We start from the raw sequence: 19,928 nt of genomic DNA, 5'->3' as shown, positions 1-19,928 counted from the left end.
CCGCCGGCACATCGATCTCATGCGCGTCTCCAGCACAGGCTGTCGCTGATCCCCTTCCCTCCCGGATCACCGCTCGCCGACCGCCACTTCGTCGGCGCGTGATCCTCGTACTCTCTTGTCCTCCCTCTTCCCCGCCGCCGTCCGGTGACGTCGGCCCGGCGACGCAGCCGGGAAGCGAAGCGGGAACCCGCGGGGGACTCCTTTCTCGGCCCTGCCCCCGCACACCCCCGACTGCCGCGGGCGGCAGCGCGGCCCGTCGATCGCTCCTCAAGGGGAGAGCCATGCTCAAACAGCCACTGTCCGCCAACAGCCGGGAATCCCGCTCCGGTCCGCCCAGCCCGGGGGAGAGCGAGACGGCCGGTGCCCCCGGCCCCGCCCGCCGCCCCACCTCCACCCGCCGCCCCACCTCCACCCGCCGCCCCACCTCCGCCCGCCGGATCGTCCGTGTGCTGCTGCCCATCGGCCGTGCGGTCGGTCCGTGGCTCGTGCCGGCGCTGGCCCTGGTGGTGTGGCAGGTGACCGCCGGAACCGGTGTCCTGCCCCCCTCGATCCTCCCCGCTCCCGAAGCGGTACTGCGGGCGGCCACCGACCTGGCCGCCACGGGTGAACTGCAGCACCACGTCCTCACCAGCCTGCGACGCATCGTGCAGGGTTTCGCCCTGGGCGCGCTGACCGGTCTCGTTCTCGGCTTCCTGGTCGGGATGTCGAAGCTCGCCGAGATCCTCCTCGACCGCTCCCTGCAGATGGTGCGCACGGTGCCGCACCTGGCCCTGGTACCCCTGATGATCGCCTGGTTCGGTATCGGTGAGGAGCCCAAGGTCCTGCTGGTGGCGCTGGGCACCTTCTTCCCGATCTATCTGAACACCGTCACCGGCATCCGCGGGGTCGATCCCAAGCTGCTGGAACTCGGCCGCTCCTACGGCCTGGGGAAGTGGCGCCTGGTACGCGACATCGCCATCCCCGGCGCCATGCCGACCGTCCTGGCCGGTGTCCGCTACTCCCTGGGCGTCGCCTGGATGACGCTCGTGATCGCCGAGACCATCTCGGCCAGTGACGGCATCGGCTACCTGGCCCAGGACGCCCGCCAACTGCTGCGCACCGACGTGATCGTGCTCGCCATCGTGCTGTACGCGCTGGCCGGCCTGCTCGCCGACCTCCTCACCCGGCTCATCGAAAGGAGAGTCCTCCGGTGGCATCCCCACTACCGTCGTTCGGCGTCCCGGTGAATTCCGCCCGGCCGGGGGCCCGGCTCCTCCTGGAGGGCGTGGGACGGAGGTTCGGCGACCGATGGGTCCTGGAGAGTCTCGACCTCGAGGTCGAGGCCGGATCGTTCGTCTCCGTACTCGGCCCCAGTGGCGCGGGCAAGAGCACCCTGCTACGGATCATCGCCGGGCTCGAACAGCCGAGCACCGGAACGGTCGGGCTCCAAGGTCCCGCGTCGGAACCGGTCACGGCACGAGTGATGTTCCAGGAGGACCGGCTGCTGCCCTGGCGCAGCGTCGAGGACAACGTCCTGCTGGGAGTCAGGGGGCGCAGGGACGAGGCCCGCTCCCTGCTCGAAGCCGTGGGCCTCGCCGGCCGGGGCGGCGCCTGGCCGGCGGAACTGTCCGGCGGCCAGCGGCAGCGTGTCGCCCTGGCCCGAGCCCTGCTGCACCACCCCGAACTCCTGCTGCTCGACGAGCCGTTCGGATCCCTGGACGCGATCACCCGGATCGCCATGCAACGGCTCCTCGAGCGCCTGTGGCTGGAGCAGCCACGCACCGTCGTACTGGTCACCCATGACGTGGAGGAGGCGCTCGTGCTCTCCGACCGCGTCCTGGTCCTGGCCGGCGGATCGATCGGCCGCGACGTGCGGATCGACCTCCCCCGGGGCGAGCGGCGGGGCCACCCCCGGCTCGTCTCCTGGAAGGAGGAACTCCTCCAGAGCCTGCTCGAACCCGTTTCCCCCGCCCCTGCCGGGCCCTGACCGGCCGGCCTCTTGTTCCCGCTTCCGGGAACGCCAAGGAATCGACATGACCACACACCCCGCCCCCACCACCGATACCACGTCCCGCCCGCCTTCCGGCTCCGGCCGGCCGGCCGTCCCGGCCGGCGGGCTCTCGCGCCGTGGCCTCCTCCGACTCGGCGGCTTGACCGCCCTCGCCCCCGCCCTCGCCCCCGTGCTCGCCGCCTGTGGCGGCTCCTCCGACAGCGACAACCGGGCGATCGCCGACGGAGTGCCCGAGAAGTTCCGCTTCGCGGTCATCGGCAGCGGGAAGACCGGCATACCCGCCGCGCTGCGCTACAAGTTCAATGGCGGCGCGGACCTCGGCAAGACCCTCGGCGGCACCACCGTCACCTGGCCGTCGGGATTCACCGCCTCCCTGCCGGTGATGGAGGCGCTCAAAGCCGGCAGTGTCGACTTCACGTTCGCCACCGCCACCGCGGTGGCCTACGCGGTCGGCGGCGGCGTCCCCATCGTCCCGCTCGCGGCCTACCCGCTGCCCGCCGACGAGGTCGAGATCCTCGTACCGCGGGACTCGCCCATCCACGGCGCGGCGGACCTCAAGGGCAAGCGGATCGCCGACCAGAAGGGCACGACCGGCACCTACAGCCTCATCAAGTACCTGGAGACCGCCGGACTCCGCCTCGACGACGTGGACTACCACGACCTGTCCGCCGCCGACGCCGAGTCCGCCTTCGCCAACGGCAAGGTGGACGCCTGGATCAGTTGGCAGCCCGCCATCGGCCTGGCCAAGGCCCGGCACAAGGCCCGCGGCCTGCCGGGGGTGAAGACCTACGACTACAGTTTCTACGTGGCGAGCGAGTCCTTCGCGAAGGCGTATCCCAAGGCCGCGGCGAAGGCGGTGCGGGCCGTCCGCGACGCCCAGCGCGCCATCAACGCCGCACCCGAGAAGAGCGTCGCGTTCTTCGACAAGATCGGCGGATTCGGTTCGGAGGACGCGGAGCGCGAGGTCTATCGGGAACTGGTCCGGCAAAAGCGCCTGTCCGACTCCAACGCCGATGTTCTCGCAGCGGTGGATGCCAAGGCGGTCAAGAGCACCCAGGACCTCGCCGACAACTTCCATGACCTGGGCGTCTACCCCTCCAAGGTCGATGTGGCCGGCTTCCTGCGGGACTCCCGGTTCGACTCCATCAAGAAGACGGTCGCCGCCGAGCTGGCGAAGTGACGCCCCCGCGCCACCCATGAGGCGCGCCCGGACCAGGACCCCAGGACCCCACCAGGCCCTCCTCCAGGTATGCCTCACTTCCCACCGCGCCCGCGGCCGTCACCCGCCTGACGCAGAAGGACCCCACGATGACCGACTCGCAGAACCCCTCCCCGAACCAGATGCACCTCGCCGCCTTCGTGACCGCCGGCCCCGGCCGGCCGGGCGGCTGGCGTTACCCAGGCTCCGAGCCGGGCTGGCTGTCCGCCTCGTACTACCAGCACATCGGCCGCGTCCTGGAACAGGGCAAGTTCGACCTGATGTTCTTCGCGGACATCCTGTCCGTGCCCGACCGCCTCGGCGGCAGCATGGACAGCCAGCTCCGCTACGGCGCGCTCGGCTCCCTCCGCCTGGATCCGACCCCCGTACTGTCCTCGATCGCCACCGTCACCGAGCATCTCGGCCTGGCCGCCACGGTCTCCACCAGCTACCTCGAACCCTTCCCGGTGGCCCGGTCCTTCGCCACGGTCGACCACCTCAGTGACGGCCGCGCGGCGTGGAACGTGGTCACCTCGTTCCAGGACTCCGAGGCCCGCAACTTCGGCAGCGACCGGCACATCGACCGCGACAAGCGCTACGACCGGGCCGACGAGTTCCTCGAGGTGGCCTGCAAGCTGTGGGACAGCTGGGAGGACGACGCCCTCGTCATGGACCCGTCCGTTCCGCTCTTCGCCGACCCGGACCGTGTGCACCCCATCGACCACAAGGGCGAGTGGTTCGATGTCCGCGGACCACTGAACGTCTCCCGACCGCCCCAGGGCTACCCCGTGATCATCCAGGCCGGCGCCTCTCCCAAGGGGCGGGACTTCGCGGCACGCTGGTCGGACGTCATCTTCTGCAGCCACGCCTCGCTGGACTCGGCCCGGGAGTTCTACCGGGACATCAAGGACCGCGCCACCCGCCACGGCCGCCGCCCCGAGGACGTCAAGATCCTGCCCATGGCCACCCCGATCGTCGGCCCCACCACCGAGGCCGCGCGCGAGGCCGAGCGACGCCTCGCCGACCTCGTGCCCCCGCTGGCCGGACTCTCCACCCTCGCCTACCACCTGGACATCGACCTTTCCACGCTCCCCCTGGACGAACCGCTGCCCGACGTGGACGTGCCAGGGGTGCAGGGCCACTACAAGGAGGTCGTCGAGATGACCCGGCGCGAGGGGCTGACCCTGCGCGAGCTGGGCAAGCGGTACGGCGGCCGGACCGAGGGCGCCTTCATCGGAACCGCGGCCGAGGTCGCCGACAGCATGGAGCAGTGGTTCACCGAGGGGGCCTGCGACGGCTTCACCGTGGGGGCCGTCCACACCCCGGGGGCGTTCGAGGACTTCGTCCGCCAGGTGGTGCCGGAACTTCAGCGCCGGGGCGTCTTCCGCCGCGACTACGAAGGCAGGACCCTGCGCGACAACCTCGGCCTGGACCGCCCCCGGGCCGGCACCTGGCGCGACCGTCGGTACGGCGGGAACGTGCCTCGGTGACGGTTCCGTATCCCGATTCATCACCGACCACACGCGTCGACGACCCGAAGGACACAAGGACGATGACGACAGCGGACGACGTCGTGAGCGTCACCGGTCGCACCACCGAGACCACCGGCCGACTCCTGCTGACGGCGAGGACGAACCACTTCGTCTCCGACGCCCGCACCGGCCCAGCGGAGGCCGTCCAGGCCGGAGAGCTGCTGTTGGCCTCCCTGGCTTCCTGCTCCCTGAGCAACATCCAGCTCCACGCGAGGGAGCGGGAGTCCGGTCTGACCGACGCCCAGGCCGGCATCAGCTACGGCCGGGACCCCGGCGATCCCACCCGGTACGCCTACATCCGCCTCGACCTGCGCCTGACCGGCGTGACCCAGGAGGAGGCCGAAACACTCGCCGGGCTCTTCGCCGGGAGCTGCCCCATCTACAACACCCTGCGCCGCGGAAGCAACGTCGAGCTGACGGTGCGCACCACGTGATCCGGCGGTCGCTGCCGGCGGCCTCGACCAGTTCGTCGTCGGAGTACGCAGCACGGTCAAGGAGCGGTTGCCCCGCTGGACCGAGAGCAGCGCCACCTCACCGGTGCGGGCGACGACCTTGCGCAGCAGGCCTCTTCGACGGACTGGTGAAGGCCGCAGCCGGCAGTTGAAAAGGGGCCGGGCCGGTCAGCCCTTGGCGCGCCGACCGCTGCGGCGCGGCGCGGGCGCCTCACCGCCAAGCAGGTGGCCGACCTCATCGCCACGGCGCGACGTCCCCTGGTGGTCGCCGGCGGCGGCGTGCACAGATCACCGATGGCTCGGCGCTCCGGCGCACCCGCTGTCGGCACGCCCGGCACTCCCTGCACGCGCTTCAGCGCCACCGCTCATGGGTGATGTCTCTGGCGATGGCCTCGAGTTTTGTGAGCGAGCGGCGTGCGGCGTTGACGGTGACGGTCCTGCGGGCGACGCGAGCGAGCGGAATGTCGCTGGCCGAGTCGGTGTAGAAGATGGCGTCCTCCGGGATGAAGCCCATCGCGCGGACCGCGGCGAGCTTGGCTTCGCCGATGGTGTGGGCGGCCAGCCGGGGTCCCCGCCGGGTGTATTCGAGCCGGGAAGCGGCCAAGGGGATGTCGCGCAGTCCGACGCCGTCGAGGAAGGCGCGCGCGAGGGTCGCCTCCGAGGCTGTCGCCACGACCGTCGGGCCCCGGAGGCGGGCCGTCCTGCACCTGGCGACGGCCTGCTGTACCACCGTCGTCCGTCCCGCCATGTCGTGACCTTTTGCGACGGCGAGTCGCTCATATTCGCTTCGGGTCATCCCGCGCAGGGCAAGGGCCACCGTCGCCCGGTTCATGGCCGGCCTCAGCGCTCCGTCGAGGGGAGCGGCCTGGGCGAGCAGGAACGGGGCGATCGCGGCGACGAGGCGGTGGGGGCGGGCCGCCAGGCGGGCGCCGACCAGGGACGCCATGGTGTCTTCCCTGGTCAGCACCCCGTCCAGGTCGAAGATCGAGGTTACTGCGCCTGCCGGGCTCACCGCGGAACCGTACGGGCTTCCACCTCGGTGAGGAGGTTCCTCCCGCTCACGGGAGGAACCGGACCGCAGGGGGCCGGCGCGGACATGTGTCTCCTTGGCTTCGTTGGTTCCGGCGCGGAACAGCCGGTCGGCTCCGTCCCGCATGTCCGGCTCAGGCGACCACGATGCTGCCACCGGCCCTGCTGAGTGCGGTACTCAGGTCGTCCGGGCACGGCTGGTCGGTGATGAGGGTGTCGAAGCCGTTCAGCTCGCAGACGCGATGGGCAGCCATGCGCCCGAATTTGCTGGAATCCGCCAGCACATAGCGATGGGAGGCGTTGGTGAGCATGGCGCGCTTCGTCGCTACCTCGTCGAGGTGGAAGTCGGTCAGGCCATAGGGGGCGATGCCGCCGGAACCCAGGAAGACGGCGTCCGCGCGCAGGTTGCTGAAGAACTCCACGGCCTGAGCGTTCGAGCAGGCCAGGTCGCCTCCGCGCAGCCGGCCCCCGCTGACCAGGACCTCGACGCGCGGGCGCGAGCTCACCTCGGTGGCCACGAGCAGAGAGGGCGTGGCGATGACACCGACGTGATCGGCCGGCAGGGCACGGGCCACTTCCAGCGCTGTGGTGCCGACATCGATGACGACCGTCTGGTTGGGCTCGATGAGCGCTGCCGCTGCTCGGCCGATCGCCTTCTTCTCGGCGAGGTGTGCGTCCGTCCGCTCGCTGAAGGACGCTTCCTCCCCGACGGAGCCCTGGAGGGTGGTGGCCCCGCCGTGGACGCGGGTGAGTTCCCCCCGGCGTTCGAGGAGGGCAAGGTCTCTGCGCACCGTCTCGTGGGAAACGCCCAGTAGTGTCGTGAGGTCGTCGGTGGTGACGAAGTTGAGGCGGGCGACTTCGGCGACGATTCTGCGGTGGCGCTCGGCCGCAAGCATGCCCACCCTCCCGGATGACTGTTTCTGTGGAACTGTGACTGCATTCTAGGCCACGGTCCGGGCCGCTACGCCCACCGGTCGGGGCTCAGGGCACATCGCCGTATCTGTCGCGACAGCAGCTCAGGCGGGTCGTGGCGGAGTGGGGCGGCGGTGCCGTGAGGGTTGCGGGAGCGCGAAGCCTTGACGACATTCAAGCAAAGGTCCACACTCTCAGCTATCGACGGGCAATAATCCACACAAACAGTCAGGTGGGCCGCTGTCGGCGGCACCGAGGTCGCACAGACCACCGTGCGCTCGCATCCACCAGAGGCAGACTCCGGCGCATCCCTGCGGGGCGTGCCTCCATGCCGACAACATCCGGCTTTCCATCACCTCACTGGCTTCCGCCATGACGGCGGGGCACTCTGAAGCAGGGAAACGAGTCATGGCGCAAGCAGAGACAAACTCTCGGGGATCAAGATCGGCTGGAGCCGAACCCGGCCAGGAGATGGCGCGGGAGCTGGGCTGGTACGCCTCGTTCTCGGTGGCGTTCGGCTTTGTGTCGATCGCGACGGGCATCTTCACGACCTACGGTTCGGTGCTGGCCACCTCCGGGCCGCGTGGCATCTGGGCCTGGCCGATCTCGGTGATCGGCCAGCTCTCCATAGCCCTTGTCTTCGGCGCGCTGGCGGCGCGCATCCCGATCAGCGGCTACTCCTACCAGTGGGTGTCGCGGATCGTCGGTCCCGTGTGGGGCTGGATCATGGGGTGGATCTCGTTCGCTTTCCTCGGCGTGGTCGTGGTGGCCGTGGACTACACGATCGCCTCCACCATCCTCCCGGAGCTGTTCCGGTACGTCGGAACGACGCAAAACGCATGGGTGATCACGGCCGGTGTGGTCCTGCTGCAGGCGCTGCTGGTGGCCGCCTCGACGCGTACCACGCACCGGGTCAACAACGCGGCCGTGACGGCGCAGCTCATCGGCATGATCGCGCTGACCGTACTGTTGTTCGCGGTGGGATCCTTCACGGGCAAGCTCGACTTCTCCCACCTGTTCGAGTCGGGCGCCGTGCCGGAGAGCGGCTACTACGGTCTGGGCGGCGCGACGCACGCCGGCCCCTTCGCCCTGGCGTTCCTGTTGGGCGCGTTCACCATCGTCGGATTCGAATCCGCGGCGAACCTGGCCGAGGAAACCAAGGATCCCACCCGTGTCATCCCCAAGGCCATGGTCCAGGCCGTGCTCTCCCTGGGCGTGCTCGGTTTCCTCTTCCTGGTCGCCGTCACCGCCGCCGCCGGCCGGATCGGCGCCGCCGCCGAGTCGGCCACCCCGGTGGCCACCGTGATCACCGCGGTGCTCGGCTCATTCGTCGGAAAGATCCTGCTGGTCCTCGTGGTGGTCTCGATCTTCTCCTGCGGACTGGTGATCACCCTCAGCGGTACCCGCCTGGTCTACGCGATGTCGAGGGACGAACGTTTTCCGGGATGGGGCCTGCTCAAGCGCGTCCACCCACGGACCGCGACACCGCTGAACGCCACCGTCTTCATGATGCTCGTCGCACAGATCATCCTGGCGGTCTTCTCACGCTCCACCGACGCGCTGTTCCAGTTGTTCTCCGCCGCCACCCTGCTTCCCGCCGTGATCTACGCCGGCACGGTGGCGATGTACGCGGCCAAGCGGCGCTCCCTGCCACCGTCCCGCGGGTTCTCCCTGGGGCGGTGGGAAGTCCCCGTGCTCGTTCTCGCCGCCGTCTGGCTGGCGTACGAACTGCTGATCTTCCGGGACGCCTCCTTCCGGGGCCCCTGGGTCTACGTCCTGGTGCTGTGCGGGATCGGCGGCGCCTACCTGGCCGTGCTCATCGCCCGGCGCGGACGCGCCGCACTGACCATGCCGGACATGGCCGACGTCGACCGGGCCCTGGACAGCGCCACCACCTCCTTCGGGGCCGACACGAAAGGGACCTCGCGATGACCGCGATCCTCGCCATCGACCAAGGCACGTCGGGTACCAAGGCCATCGTCGTCGACGACGAGGACGGCACGATCGCCATCGCCGAGGAAACCGTTCGCCCCACCTACCTGCCGGGCGGAGGCGTCGAACAGAATCCCCACGAACTGCTCGACTCCGTCCTCACCGCCGGCCGCCGCGCCGTCAGCACGGCCGGCCGGCCGATCGCCGCCGTGGCTCTCGCCAATCAGGGAGAAACCGTCCTGGCCTGGGACGAGACCACAGGGACACCGCTGTCCCCGGCCATCGTCTGGCAGGACAGGCGCGCGGAAACCATCTGCGCCGAACTGGCCGAGCACGGCGAGGCCATCGCCCGGCGCACCGGGCTCGTGCTGGACCCGTACTTTTCCGCACCCAAGATGGCGTGGCTGCGCCGCAATCTCACCCGCGAGGGGGTGGTGACCACTACCGACACCTGGCTCGTACACCACCTGACGGGCGAGTTCGTCACCGACGCCGCCACCGCCAGCCGCTCCCTGATCTTCGACCTGGACAGCGCGGCCTGGGACGGGCAGCTCGCCGACTGGTTCTCACTCGGCGAGGAGCGGCTGCCGCGCATCGTCGCCGGCGACGAGGTGGTCGGCACCACACGCGCATTCGGCCAGGAGACGCCGGTGGCCGGGCTGATCGTCGACCAGCAGGCCGCCCTGGTCGCCGAGGCGTGTCTGGAACAGGGGACAGCCAAGTGCACCTACGGTACGGGCGCTTTTCTACTCGCGAACACGGGCCTCGCCCCCGTGCGCTCCAGCGCGGGCCTGACGACATCGGTGGCATGGCAGGCCGCCGGGCAGACCCTGTACTGCGTGGACGGCCAGGTCTACACCGTGGCCTCGGCGGTGCGCTGGCTTCAGGACCTCGGTCTCGTCCAGTCCGCCACCGACCTTGACGCGCTGGTCGCGACGGAGAGCGAGGGCGTCCTGTGCGTGCCGGCCTTCGCCGGTCTCGCCGCCCCCTGGTGGGCTCCCGAGGCGACCGCCACCATCTCCGGAATGACCCTGGCAACCCGCCGCGAGCACCTGGTCCTGGCCGTGCTCCAGGGCATCGCCGCGCAGGTCACGGAGGTAGCCGCCCTGGTCGGCCGCGACCTCGGCCGACCTCTCGGCCGGCTGCGCGCGGACGGCGGCCTGACCAACTCCGCCGCTCTCATGCAGGCCCAGGCCGACATCGCCCAGCTCCCCGTCGACATCTACCCCAACGCGCACGCCACTCCTCTCGGCGCCGCCGCACTCGCCCGCTGCGCACTCGACCCCACGATCAGTCTCAAAGAGGCCGTTGGCGACTGGCAGCCGACCACCGTCTACGAACCCCGCTGGTCCGAGGACCGGGCTCAGGAGTTCCGCACCACATGGGCACAGGCCGCCACGGCGTGTGCCACCAAGGGAGATCACTCATGACAGCCACCCCCCACCGCCGCCAACCCGAAGTCTTCGACATCGCGGTGATCGGTGGAGGCATCGTCGGCTCGGCCATCGCGCGTGAACTGTCCGGGTACGAGGTGTCCGTGGCGTTGCTCGAAGCCCGCGACGACGTGGGCGACGGCACCAGCAAAGCCAACACCGCGATCCTGCACACGGGCTTCGACGCCAAACCCGGCACCCTCGAATCCCGACTCGTCGCACGCGGTTACCACCTGCTGAACGCCTACGCCAAAGCCACCGGCATCCCCGTCGAGCACACCGGTGCCGTGCTGGTGGCCTGGAACCAGGAGGAACTCGACGCACTGCCGAGCCTGAAGGAGAAGGCCGAGGCCAACGGCTACGAGCGGTGCAGGATCATCGGCGCGGACGAGGTCTACCAGAGCCTTCCGGCTCTCGGTGACGGTGCCCTCGGTGGCCTCACCGTCCCGGACGAGTCGATCATCTGCACATGGACCACCAACCTCGCCCTGGCCACCGACGCCCAGCAGCGCGGTGCCAAGCTCCTGCTCCAGTACGCCGTGACCGGCGTCGACCAGACGGACGAGGTGACCACCCTGCACACCGCCAAGGGCGAGGTGCGGGCCCGGTGGGTCATCAACGCCGCGGGGCTCGGGGCCGACCACATCGACCGGCTCTTCGGGCACGACCGCTTCACCGTCACTCCTCGCCGCGGCGAGCTGTTCGTCTTCGACAAGCTGACCCGCCCCATGGTCAACAAGATCGTCCTGCCCGTCCCCTCATCCCGGGGCAAGGGCGTACTGATCTCCCCGACCATCTACGGCAACGTCATGCTCGGCCCCACCGCCGAGGACCTCACCGACCGCGCCGACACGGCGACCTCCGAGGACGGCTACGACTTCCTCCTCACCAAGGGCGAACGGCTCATGCCCCGTCTGCTGTCCGAGGAGGTCACCGCCAGCTACGCCGGACTGCGCGCCGCGATCGACCACCCCGACTACCTCATCGAGGCCACCCCCGAGCAGCGCTACCTCCTCGTCGGCGGCATCCGCTCCACCGGCCTGACGGCTGGGATCGCCATCGCCGAACACGTCCGCCACCTCCTCGAAGAGTCCGGACCGCCCCTCCGGAATCGCGCCGACCTGCCCGGCCCGCCGCGGATGCCGAACATCGGCGAAGCCACCACACGCCCCTACCAGGACGCCGAACTGATCGCGTCCGACCCCGCCTACGGCAGCATCGTCTGTTTCTGCGAGCGCGTCACCGAAGGCGAGATCCGTGACGCCTGCCACGCATCCGTGCCCGCCCGCACCCTCGAAGGACTGCGCCGCCGCACCCGGGCCATGAACGGCCGCTGCCAGGGCTTCTTCTGCGGCGCGGCCGTAGCGGCCCTGCACACCCAGCACCGCGCCGACGACGGCTGCGGCAGCCAGCACAAGGACAACGGATGACCTACCCACTGCCCCTGATCACGCCCGATGTCCTCATCATCGGAGGCGGACCCGCCGGGCTCACCGCGGCCGCCGAACTCGCCGACCGCCGCGCCGGACACATTCTCGTCGTCGACCGCGAGCACGCTGCCGGCGGCATCCCCCGCCACAGCGACCACACCGGATACGGCCTGCGGGACCTGCGCCGCGTGATGTCCGGCCCCGCCTACGCCCGCCACCTCGTGGACCGTGCCACGCGGGCCGGCGTCGAAATCCGCACCAAGACGATGGTGACCGGCTGGTCCGACGAGCACACCCTCGATGTCACCAGCCCCGACGGCCGCCACCGGATCCGCCCTCGGGCCACCGTACTGGCCACCGGTGCGCGCGAGCGGCCCCGCACCGCGCGGCGTATCCCCGGCGACCGCCCGCGCGGCGTCTACACCACCGGGCAACTGCAGAACCTCGTCCATCTCCACCACCAGCCCGTCGGCAAGCAAGCCGTCATCGTCGGCGGTGAACTCGTGAGCTGGTCCGCCGCCCTCACGCTGCGAGAGGCAGGTTGCACCCCCACGCTGATGGTCAGCCAGTACCCGAAGCCGGAATCCTACGGCGCGTTCAACGCGGTCGGCCGCACCGCGTTGCGTGTCCGCGTCGCGACCCGGAGCCGGGTCACACGGATCATCGGCAAGGGCCGCTGTCAGGCCGTCGAGATCGAACACCTCGACACCGGCAAGCGGCGCACCGTCGCATGCGACACGGTCGTCTTCACCGGCGACTGGATCCCGGACCACGAACTCGTCCGCGCCGCCGGCATCGCCCTCGACGAGGGCACCCTCGGCCCCCTCACCGACACCGCGCTGCGCACCAGCCGACCCGGTGTCTTCGCGGTCGGCAACATGCTGCACCCGGTCGACACCGCCGACGTCGCCGCACTCGACGGAAAGCACGTGGCCCAGCAGGTCATCGACCACCTGCACGGCCGACCACGGCCCACCGCGGGAGTCCGGCTGACCGTCGGCGCCCCGTTCCGCTGGGTCGCCCCGCAGCTCCTGCGCCCCGACGACCCGGCGCCGGCCCGTGGCCGGCTCCTGTTGTGGTCCGACGAGTTCGTCCGTTTCCCTCGGGTGACCGTCCGCCAGGACGGCCGCGTCGTCAACCGCCGCACCCTCGCCTGGCCCGCGGCCCCTGGCCGTGTCTTTCGCGTCCCCTTCACGCTTCTCGAAGGAATCTCACCTCACGGGGGTCCCGTTCACATCAGCGTGTGAGTGTCCGACCGCCCTCATGTCCGCGGCCGGAGCACCACGGCGACCTCTTTCTGCCCTGACACACGGCGAGCCCAAGGCCACTGTTTCCGCCCTGCCCTCCTCGGGGCAGGGCGGGTGCCGTCAGCGGCCACCCGGCGAGGAGGTCTGGGACGAAGAGCGCGAGTTCCACTCGTCGCCCGGTTTCAACGGTGGGGCACCCGCCCCACGGCGACCGCATCGTTCAGCGATAGGGGCGGACGTCAATGACGGGCATACCCGCGGCGTCAGCCGCAGCTATGCCTTCGTCGCTGTCTTCGTACACCAGGCAGTCCGCCGGAGCGGCGCCGAGTTTCGCCGCGGCGGTCAGGAAGATGTCCGGGGCGGGCTTGCCTCGCTCGACATCGTCGCGGGTGACGACGAGATCGAAGGCGTCGCGGAATGGCTGATGGCAAAGTACCGCGTCGATCATGGAGCGGCTGCTCCCCGACGCGATGGCCATGGGAATACTGCCTGCTGCTCGTTCCAGCACAGCCTGGATCGGCGGGTGAGTGCGCACAGTATGGGCGTCGCGCAGATAGTGGGCCTCACACTCCGCGACGAGTTCAGAGACGGGGCGGGTCAACCGCAGAAACCGTTCGGCGGCGAGGGTCTTGATCAAATCAGCCGAGGACAGGCCGGTGCGGGCGTCGAACCACTGTTGCTCCAGATCGATCTGCTCCGCGGCGAGGGTGGCAGCCATGGCGCGGTAGTTCGCCAACTGGCTGTCGACCAGTGTGCCGTCCCAATCGAACAACAGACAGGCGGCTCCTTCAGGAGATAGGTCGGGATGCATCGACACTCCTTCTTCGCGCGCAGGGCATGGTGAGGATCCGCCGCCCCTCGGTTTGTTTATGTGCGGAACATATCAGTGGCGCGTCTCTCCCCGGAACCAGGATTTCCGGGGCCGGGTGCACATTTCGCCACGATCGGCGCGGTGCCGGTGTATTCGTCGGCCCTCTGATTTTCGCCGCGATCTGCTGTTCGGCGAGCCCGGTTTTCCTCTTCGTGGGGTGTCGCGCCTTGCTTGACGATGCCGGCTGGGGCTGGGTGGTGTCCACGCTCGGCGCCGGTTGGGGGTCGGCACGGTCATGATCCTCGTCATCGCGTTCACGACCACGCGGCGGGACTTCCCCCGGATTACGCGCAGGGACCATGTGAAGGGCGAGAGTGGCTCGTACAGGGACGACACCTTCGTGATGTGGGCGCCGCAGTCCGGAAACGGCCCGGCGGACGCGCGGTTGGTACGGGCAGAGTCGTCGGCCCGGCTGCTCCTGCCAGTCCGCGGGCTCGTGGAAAAGTCACCCCCCAGGGGCCGCGCAGCGCCCTGCTGCGGGCACGAGAACCTGCCGGTTGATCGACCTGGACGGTCGGATGCCCGATGTGACCCGGCCACACAGCGGCGCGTTACGCCGCCCTGGCCGACCGGGACCGCGCCCGCCCCGAGGAGCGGGCGCCGGTGACCGAGCCGGGGGAGGAACCCCGGTGGATCACGGACCGCCTCCCGGGTGAGCCGGGAGAGTTCGGTTCCGTCGCTTGGCGGTGGTCGCGCCGCGGTGGTGTTTTGGTGCGTGCCCGGTTCCTGGAGATGCGCGGCACGGACACCTTCCAGGACTACGGCCCGGTCCTGGACACGGTGCTGCGCATCCATCCGGCGGACGGCACGCCCCCGTTCGACGCCGTCCGGCGGCTGACGGTGCCGATGAACTACTTGGCCCTCCTGCACCGCACCAAGGAGGTGGTCCTGTGCGTCAGCCCCAATGGCAGGTCGTACGTGATCGACTGGGCCCGCACCAACCTGTTCGCGGGCGTCACCGCGGCCACAGTCATCGCCCCCGACCGCCAGGAACTACCGGTGACAGACCGCCCCGAGGTCATCTGGTCCCTGATGAACCTGCTGGCATCCCACGGCCGGGGGCGGCCTGAGCCGCTGGGCGAGACGGGCGATGCCCGCCCTCGTAATGGCTACATCACCGAGTGATATTCGAATAAGCAACGTTGCGCCGACGGGGCTCGAACCCGTGACATCGCCCTTATAAGAGGCGCGCTCTACCAACTGAGCTACGGCGCATTGTGACCCCTCCACGCCGCCCGCGCCCGCTTGGAGTCCGTTGGACGGGCACGGATGGCGCAGACGGAGTCAGCATCGCTGGGGGCCACAGAGACGGCCCAGCGGCCTAGTACTGCAACGGTGCTTGCCGTGACTGGTGGCCAGGTCAGGGGCTGTGTCCGCGCCGTTTGTAGTGGCTGATGCGGGCCTGGTGTTGTCGCCTTCGGCGCCAGGTCGACCAGTGCAGGATGTGCCCGACGGGTGTGAGGTGGCGGTCGGTGAGGCGGGTGATCAGCCGTCGTATCTCGGCAAGGCTGAGGTGGATGAGCTGGGAGGATCCGTTTCTGCTTTCCCCACGTCCAACTCGCGGGCTCGTAGAACGGTCAGGCAGGCATGGGCGGCCATGGCGAGGGTCATGTGGCGATGCCATCCCGGATAGCGGCGGACCTGGTAGTCGTCCAGGCTGCACTCCTGCTTGGCGCTTTGGAAGCATTCCTCGATGGCCCACCGGCTGCCCGCGATGCGGATCAGGTCATCCAGCGTGGTCTGGGTGGGGCAGTAGGCGATGTAGTAGGAGATCTCGTGTGGCCGGGCGACGCTGCGGCGGGCGATCACCCAGTGGCGGCGGTCGGGTCGGCGCCAGGGTCGTACTTCGACGCGTGCCCAGTCGTATATCCGCAGGCCGTGAGCTCCGTTGCCGCAGGAACGGCGCTTCCATTTCTGCCGGGCAAGGCCGTTGAACAGGTCGTGGACGGGGTGGTCGATCGCCCAGCGGGTGGCCACGGTGTCGTGCCGGGTGGTGGCCATGACATGGAAGACGTCCGCCCGTTCCAGCTCCGACCGCCAGCCCTTGGAGAACCCGTAGGCGGCATCCGCGGTCACCCAGCGAAACGGGATCTTGTCCGTGATGGCGCGGCGGACCATCGCCCTGGCCACGGCCACCTTGGTCTCGAAGGCGATCTCGTCGGCGATGCCGGCCCGGCGGCACCTTTCGCGATCATCGGTCCAGGAAGTGGGCAGATACAGCCGCCGGTCGATCAGTGTCCGCCCACGGTCGGTGGCGTAGGCGAGGAAGACGCCGACCTGGCAGTTCTCCGTGCGCCCGGCGGTGCCGGAGTACTGCCGCTGCACCCCGGCCGACCGTTTCCCCTTCTTCAGGAAGCCCGTGTCGTCCACGAGCAGGACGGCGCTGGGGTCGCCGAGGTTGTCGACCACGTACTGGCGTACGTCGTCCAGCACCTCATCGGCGTCCCACTCGATCCGGTTCAGCATCCGGTGGATGCGGTCCGGGCCTGCGTGGCCGGCTTCCTCCGCCAGCGTCCAGCCGTTCTTCCGCTGCAGCGGAGCGATCAGGCCCCGCATATAGGCAAGGGCAGACTCCCGCGGCTCCGACCTGCTGAAACGGTGCACAAACCGCCCATGCACAGCATCCAGTTCACCCGCCCACAACCTGACATCAGCAAGGTCCCCACCCACACCACACCAACGACCGGCCTGGCCATCAGTCACGGCAAGCACCGTTGCAGTACTAGCGCTGGATCGGGTCAACGGGGGCTTGCCCAGGCCGCTGCTCGGCGCTGAGCTAGAGACCGCGCGCCGAGACCCGGCCGCGGGGAAGGGGGAACGGATGCGCAGCTTCAAGACGGGACAGCCGGTCGTGCGGCGTGACGTACACGGCTCCGGCCGGGTGTGGAGCGAGCACGCGCTGCGCATCGTCGCCGACACCAGCGAGGCCCTGATGGCTGCCTGCCCGCCAGGAGCGGAGACCCGCTGGCCAGCCCCTGTACGTCAAGGCCCGCGCCGACGGCGACCGGTCGGTGCGTACGAGGCGTTCGACGCGATGGCGACCGGTACGTGGGAGCTCGCGGACGCGGTGTGGCCGGAGACCGAGTTGCTGCTGTGGAAGTCGCCAGCGGCCTGGTTCAGCGTCAACGTCTTCTACGCGAGCGCTGGCCTGCGGAACTGGTACGTGGACTTGAGTACCCCACCCGCCGTACGATGGAGGGGTTCGACATCTTCGACCTCACCGTGGACTTGGTCGTCGACCCGGCCTGACCGGCTGGCAGTGGAAGGACGAAGACGAGTACGCGCACGCGCGGCGGCTCGGCATTCTCACCGACATCGAGCACCAGGCCGTGGATGCCGCCCGCGACCAGGTCCTCGCGATGCTCGCCGAGCGCTCCGGCCCGTTCGCCGACGCTGCCGCGTGGGCCCCTGGCGGTTGAACCCGCCCTGGCCCGCCCCGCGACTGCCGCGCCCGGCGAAGGGCAGGGAGAGGATTGCACCGACGGGCGGCTGAACCGTTGGCTGGGCGGTGCCTCCATCAGGGGACTGAAAGCGTGACCGGAGGTGGGAGCCCCCAAACCGGACACAGCCCGTTCCTGCAGGTCAGCCCCTGTGGGCAGGCCGTCCCTGAGGTCGGCGTTGTTCCTCCGCGGCAATGGGAGGCTCACCTCCGCTCGCGCTGAGAGCAAGTCTGCTTGCCTTCTTGGGTGCGCCGGTTCACCTTCGCCGTGCCGCGTCCGCTTTCCGCACCATCTTCGCCGCGTGGTCAGCCGAGTCGGCCAAGTTCCGGAGTGCGCGGGAGATCCGGCTGAGGAACTCCACAGCATGGTCGGCGAGGGTGTCCTGCTTGGTGCTGGTGCGGAAGGTGGTGTTCTCGGCCACGGTCGGCTCCTAGGGAAAGGGGTGCTGGGTGTGCTGCGCCTACTGTGGCACCGGGGACTGACATGTCGGGCGGAAACACGACACCCCCAACCCGAACCGGGCAGGGGGCTCGGCATCAGGTGACGCAGCGAGGGCGGTCAGCGGTGGCCGGTAGACCACGCCTCATGCTTCCTGCGGCACGAGAAGTGCTCGGGCAGCCCTTCGGGCCCTGGGAGGCTTGCGGGGTGACCGCAGTCGAAGCGGCAGAGCGGGATCGCTTGACCCGACGCGTCGACCGGAACCCTGGCGGCCTCAGTTTCCCGGGGGCGGGACTCAAGGACGATCGCGCGGCTGCCACGTCTCTGCTTCGGTTCAGCCCGTACATCCGAAGCCGGACGGTCCTCGGTGCACCTGTCGCGCCGGTCCCCCTGTCGTACGGATGGTTGGTGCTCCCTGTCATCCAGGGCGGACCCGTTCGCCTCGAGGTACTGCTGCCACTGCTTAGCGGGGAGCCAACCGTGGTGGCCGCCCCGCTGGAACGGGACCCGCTCACCGGCCGCAGCTTCCACGATGAACCGGGTAAGTGTCAGTCCGCCTTCTCCTGTGAAGGTGCTCGACTGATGGGCGGGCATGAGGACGCGGTGCCAGCCCCCGCAGTACCCGGCGTCGGTGGGGTTCTCCGGGTCGTAGGGCTTCTCCGGGCACCGGGTGAGCGCGCCGTTTTGGCTGCACTGACCCTCCTCCAGGACGAAGTTGCCGTCCTGGACCGCGATGGGGTTCTTCTGCACGCGGATGACGGAGGCCGGAAGGTTGGGCGTGCGGACGTAAGGGACGGTGCCGATGCCCGCGTGGTCGGGGTCGGCCAAGTCCCAGACCGACTGAATACCGCCGCGGCGCCGGAACACCTCCCTTGCACGCATTCCGCGGGCTGTCTGGGCGCTCAGCTGAGGCTCGTAGCCCAGGACGATGCCGTTGGCGCCGTTGATGCGTACATCGAGGCGAGCGTGCCCGTCGGCGGTCTGCGACTCGATGTCGGCGTGGAAGCCGTGATCTTCGGAGTCCTTCGCGACGCGTTCCTTGCGGGCGAGGTGCTCGTCGGACTCGTGGCTGATGGGCTTCTCCCCGGGTTTCCGGTAGTGGGAGGCAAGCCATACGCCGTCGCGCTGCACGAGGTACATGGGGACGCGCCGGCCGCGAACGTCCCGGCAGTCGGGGCAGATGAGCCCGCGCTTTTCGACGGGGACACGTCCGCGCATGCGCAGGAGCACGTTCAGGAGATCTTGGCCTTGCGGGACGCCGAGGTCGGGGCGGTCCAGGTCGAGGTTGCGGCCGGCCGGCTCGTAGTAGACGGGGTTGCGGAAGAGGTCTTCGTCGCTGTCGATCTGAATGTCGTCGTCCATTGGTGCTCCCCGCAGCCGCCACGAGTAGGACTCACAACGCTACGGGGAGGGTCTGACAATCGGGGCATGAACTGTGAAAACAGCCGCATTGAGAGACGCAGGGCGAGTGAGGCTACAGCGAGTCAGGTCCGCAGAGTTTCCCATCGGTGGAGCCGGCTGGTGCTGGATCCCATGCCCTAGGTGTATTGACCTGAAGCGTTGTTAACGCGGCTGATCGGTGGGTGGCCGCCGAGTGCGGTGTGGCAGCGGTGGTGGTTGTAGGTGTGCAGGAAGTCTGCCAGGGCTGTCGTTCGTTCGGTGTTGCTGGTGTAGGGCCGTTGGTAGGCCCATTCGTCGAGCAGGGGGCCTTGACCCCGAATCCTGGACACAGGTTATGCGGCTGGTGTCAGCGTAGTTGATGTTGTTTCGGACGCTGTCTCGTAGGCGATCGGGCTGCGGTATCCGAGGCGGGAGTGACGGCGTCGGGTGTTGTAGCGGTGCAGCCAGCGGAACGCGTCGAGGCGTGCTTCGCGCTCGCTGGACCAGTGCTTGCGATCCTGGAGCGTCTCGCGTTTGAACGTCGCGTTGAAGGACTCGGCGAGTGCGTCATCCGCCGAGCTGCCGATCGCGCTCATGGACTGACGGACGCCGGCTTGGCGGCAGGCGTCGGCGAACGCCCGGCT

The 19,928-nt window shown here is 69.5% G+C and carries 17 protein-coding genes, 1 tRNA gene and 1 pseudogene; 10 read left to right on the top strand and 9 right to left on the bottom strand.

Annotation, left to right across the window (positions count from 1 at the left end):
• Positions 1-281 precede the first annotated feature (281 nt).
• The 5 genes from ABFY07_RS40570 (at position 282) to ABFY07_RS40550 (ending at position 5,154) form a co-directional block, all read left to right on the top strand.
• Positions 282-1,226, top strand: a complete 945-nt coding sequence (locus tag ABFY07_RS40570; protein WP_346179275.1) for an ABC transporter permease — start codon at positions 282-284, stop codon at positions 1,224-1,226.
• Positions 1,190-1,966, top strand: a complete 777-nt coding sequence (locus tag ABFY07_RS40565) for an ABC transporter ATP-binding protein (RefSeq protein ID WP_346179274.1) — start codon at positions 1,190-1,192, stop codon at positions 1,964-1,966. Before ABFY07_RS40570 ends, ABFY07_RS40565 begins: the two co-directional genes overlap by 37 nt.
• A 46-nt stretch (positions 1,967-2,012) precedes the next feature.
• Positions 2,013-3,170: an ABC transporter substrate-binding protein gene (locus ABFY07_RS40560; protein ID WP_346179273.1), complete on the top strand. Its 1,158-nt coding sequence runs from the start codon at positions 2,013-2,015 to the stop codon at positions 3,168-3,170.
• A gap of 128 nt (positions 3,171-3,298) precedes the next feature.
• Complete coding sequence (locus ABFY07_RS40555; protein ID WP_346179272.1) at positions 3,299-4,678, top strand: LLM class flavin-dependent oxidoreductase; 1,380 nt, start codon at positions 3,299-3,301, stop codon at positions 4,676-4,678.
• Between the two features lie 62 nt (positions 4,679-4,740).
• Positions 4,741-5,154, top strand: a complete 414-nt coding sequence (locus ABFY07_RS40550; protein WP_346179271.1) for an OsmC family protein — start codon at positions 4,741-4,743, stop codon at positions 5,152-5,154.
• A 370-nt stretch (positions 5,155-5,524) separates the two neighbouring features.
• Here ABFY07_RS40550 and ABFY07_RS40545 read toward each other — a convergent pair whose 3' ends face one another.
• Both ABFY07_RS40545 and ABFY07_RS40540 read right to left on the bottom strand, forming a co-directional pair.
• Entirely contained in the window at positions 5,525-6,184 is a 660-nt protein-coding gene (locus tag ABFY07_RS40545) for a haloacid dehalogenase-like hydrolase (protein ID WP_346179270.1), read from the bottom strand.
• Between the two features lie 151 nt (positions 6,185-6,335).
• Complete coding sequence (locus ABFY07_RS40540) at positions 6,336-7,097, bottom strand: DeoR/GlpR family DNA-binding transcription regulator (protein WP_346179269.1); 762 nt, start codon at positions 7,095-7,097, stop codon at positions 6,336-6,338.
• A 487-nt stretch (positions 7,098-7,584) separates the two neighbouring features.
• On the opposite strand from ABFY07_RS40540, the gene ABFY07_RS40535 reads away from it, so the two are divergent.
• The 4 genes from ABFY07_RS40535 to ABFY07_RS40520 are packed head-to-tail and all read left to right on the top strand — an operon-like array spanning position 7,585 to position 13,155.
• The gene (locus tag ABFY07_RS40535; protein WP_346179268.1) at positions 7,585-9,045 is read left to right on the top strand and encodes an APC family permease; all 1,461 of its coding nucleotides are present in this window, start codon (positions 7,585-7,587) and stop codon (positions 9,043-9,045) included.
• Entirely contained in the window at positions 9,042-10,475 is a 1,434-nt protein-coding gene (locus ABFY07_RS40530) for an FGGY family carbohydrate kinase (protein WP_346179267.1), read from the top strand. The genes ABFY07_RS40535 and ABFY07_RS40530 overlap by 4 nt, the downstream gene beginning before the upstream one ends.
• Positions 10,472-11,908 (top strand): NAD(P)/FAD-dependent oxidoreductase, encoded by a 1,437-nt coding sequence (locus ABFY07_RS40525; protein WP_346179266.1) that lies wholly within the window; start codon positions 10,472-10,474, stop codon positions 11,906-11,908. The genes ABFY07_RS40530 and ABFY07_RS40525 overlap by 4 nt, the downstream gene beginning before the upstream one ends.
• A complete protein-coding gene (locus tag ABFY07_RS40520) occupies positions 11,905-13,155 on the top strand; it encodes an NAD(P)/FAD-dependent oxidoreductase (RefSeq protein ID WP_346179265.1) in 1,251 nt (416 codons plus the stop codon). Before ABFY07_RS40525 ends, ABFY07_RS40520 begins: the two co-directional genes overlap by 4 nt.
• A 220-nt stretch (positions 13,156-13,375) precedes the next feature.
• Here the strand turns inward: ABFY07_RS40520 and ABFY07_RS40515 are convergent, their stop codons facing one another.
• Positions 13,376-13,966 (bottom strand): HAD family hydrolase, encoded by a 591-nt coding sequence (locus ABFY07_RS40515; protein ID WP_346179264.1) that lies wholly within the window; start codon positions 13,964-13,966, stop codon positions 13,376-13,378.
• A gap of 771 nt (positions 13,967-14,737) precedes the next feature.
• Here ABFY07_RS40515 and ABFY07_RS40510 point away from each other — a divergent pair.
• Positions 14,738-15,151: a hypothetical protein gene (locus ABFY07_RS40510; RefSeq protein WP_346179263.1), complete on the top strand. Its 414-nt coding sequence runs from the start codon at positions 14,738-14,740 to the stop codon at positions 15,149-15,151.
• Positions 15,152-15,168: 17 nt separating this feature from the next.
• On the opposite strand, the gene ABFY07_RS40505 is transcribed toward ABFY07_RS40510, so the two are convergent.
• From ABFY07_RS40505 to ABFY07_RS40480, 6 genes and pseudogenes are all read right to left on the bottom strand, one after another.
• A tRNA-Ile gene (locus tag ABFY07_RS40505) sits at positions 15,169-15,241 on the bottom strand.
• A 270-nt stretch (positions 15,242-15,511) separates the two neighbouring features.
• Positions 15,512-16,696 carry an IS701 family transposase gene (locus ABFY07_RS40500; RefSeq protein ID WP_346179282.1) on the bottom strand — a complete coding sequence of 395 codons (1,185 nt, stop codon included), beginning with the start codon at positions 16,694-16,696 and terminating at the stop codon, positions 15,512-15,514.
• 1,026 nt (positions 16,697-17,722) lie between these two features.
• Positions 17,723-17,887: a hypothetical protein gene (locus tag ABFY07_RS40495; protein ID WP_346179262.1), complete on the bottom strand. Its 165-nt coding sequence runs from the start codon at positions 17,885-17,887 to the stop codon at positions 17,723-17,725.
• A 137-nt stretch (positions 17,888-18,024) separates the two neighbouring features.
• Positions 18,025-19,266 carry a hypothetical protein gene (locus tag ABFY07_RS40490; protein ID WP_346179261.1) on the bottom strand — a complete coding sequence of 414 codons (1,242 nt, stop codon included), beginning with the start codon at positions 19,264-19,266 and terminating at the stop codon, positions 18,025-18,027.
• Between the two features lie 176 nt (positions 19,267-19,442).
• Positions 19,443-19,607: pseudogene (locus ABFY07_RS40485) on the bottom strand (integrase core domain-containing protein); the annotation flags it as partial.
• A gap of 30 nt (positions 19,608-19,637) precedes the next feature.
• On the bottom strand, positions 19,638-19,928 hold a 291-nt coding region (locus tag ABFY07_RS40480), incomplete at its 5' end, for an integrase core domain-containing protein (protein ID WP_346179260.1).

Origin of the sequence: Streptomyces sparsogenes subsp. cuspidosporus (genome assembly GCF_039532705.1) — a bacterium.
Lineage (GTDB): Bacteria > Actinomycetota > Actinomycetes > Streptomycetales > Streptomycetaceae > Streptomyces > Streptomyces sparsogenes.
The sequence above is the reverse complement of the archived record's forward strand: the minus strand, read 5'-3'. Positions and strand labels throughout refer to the sequence as shown.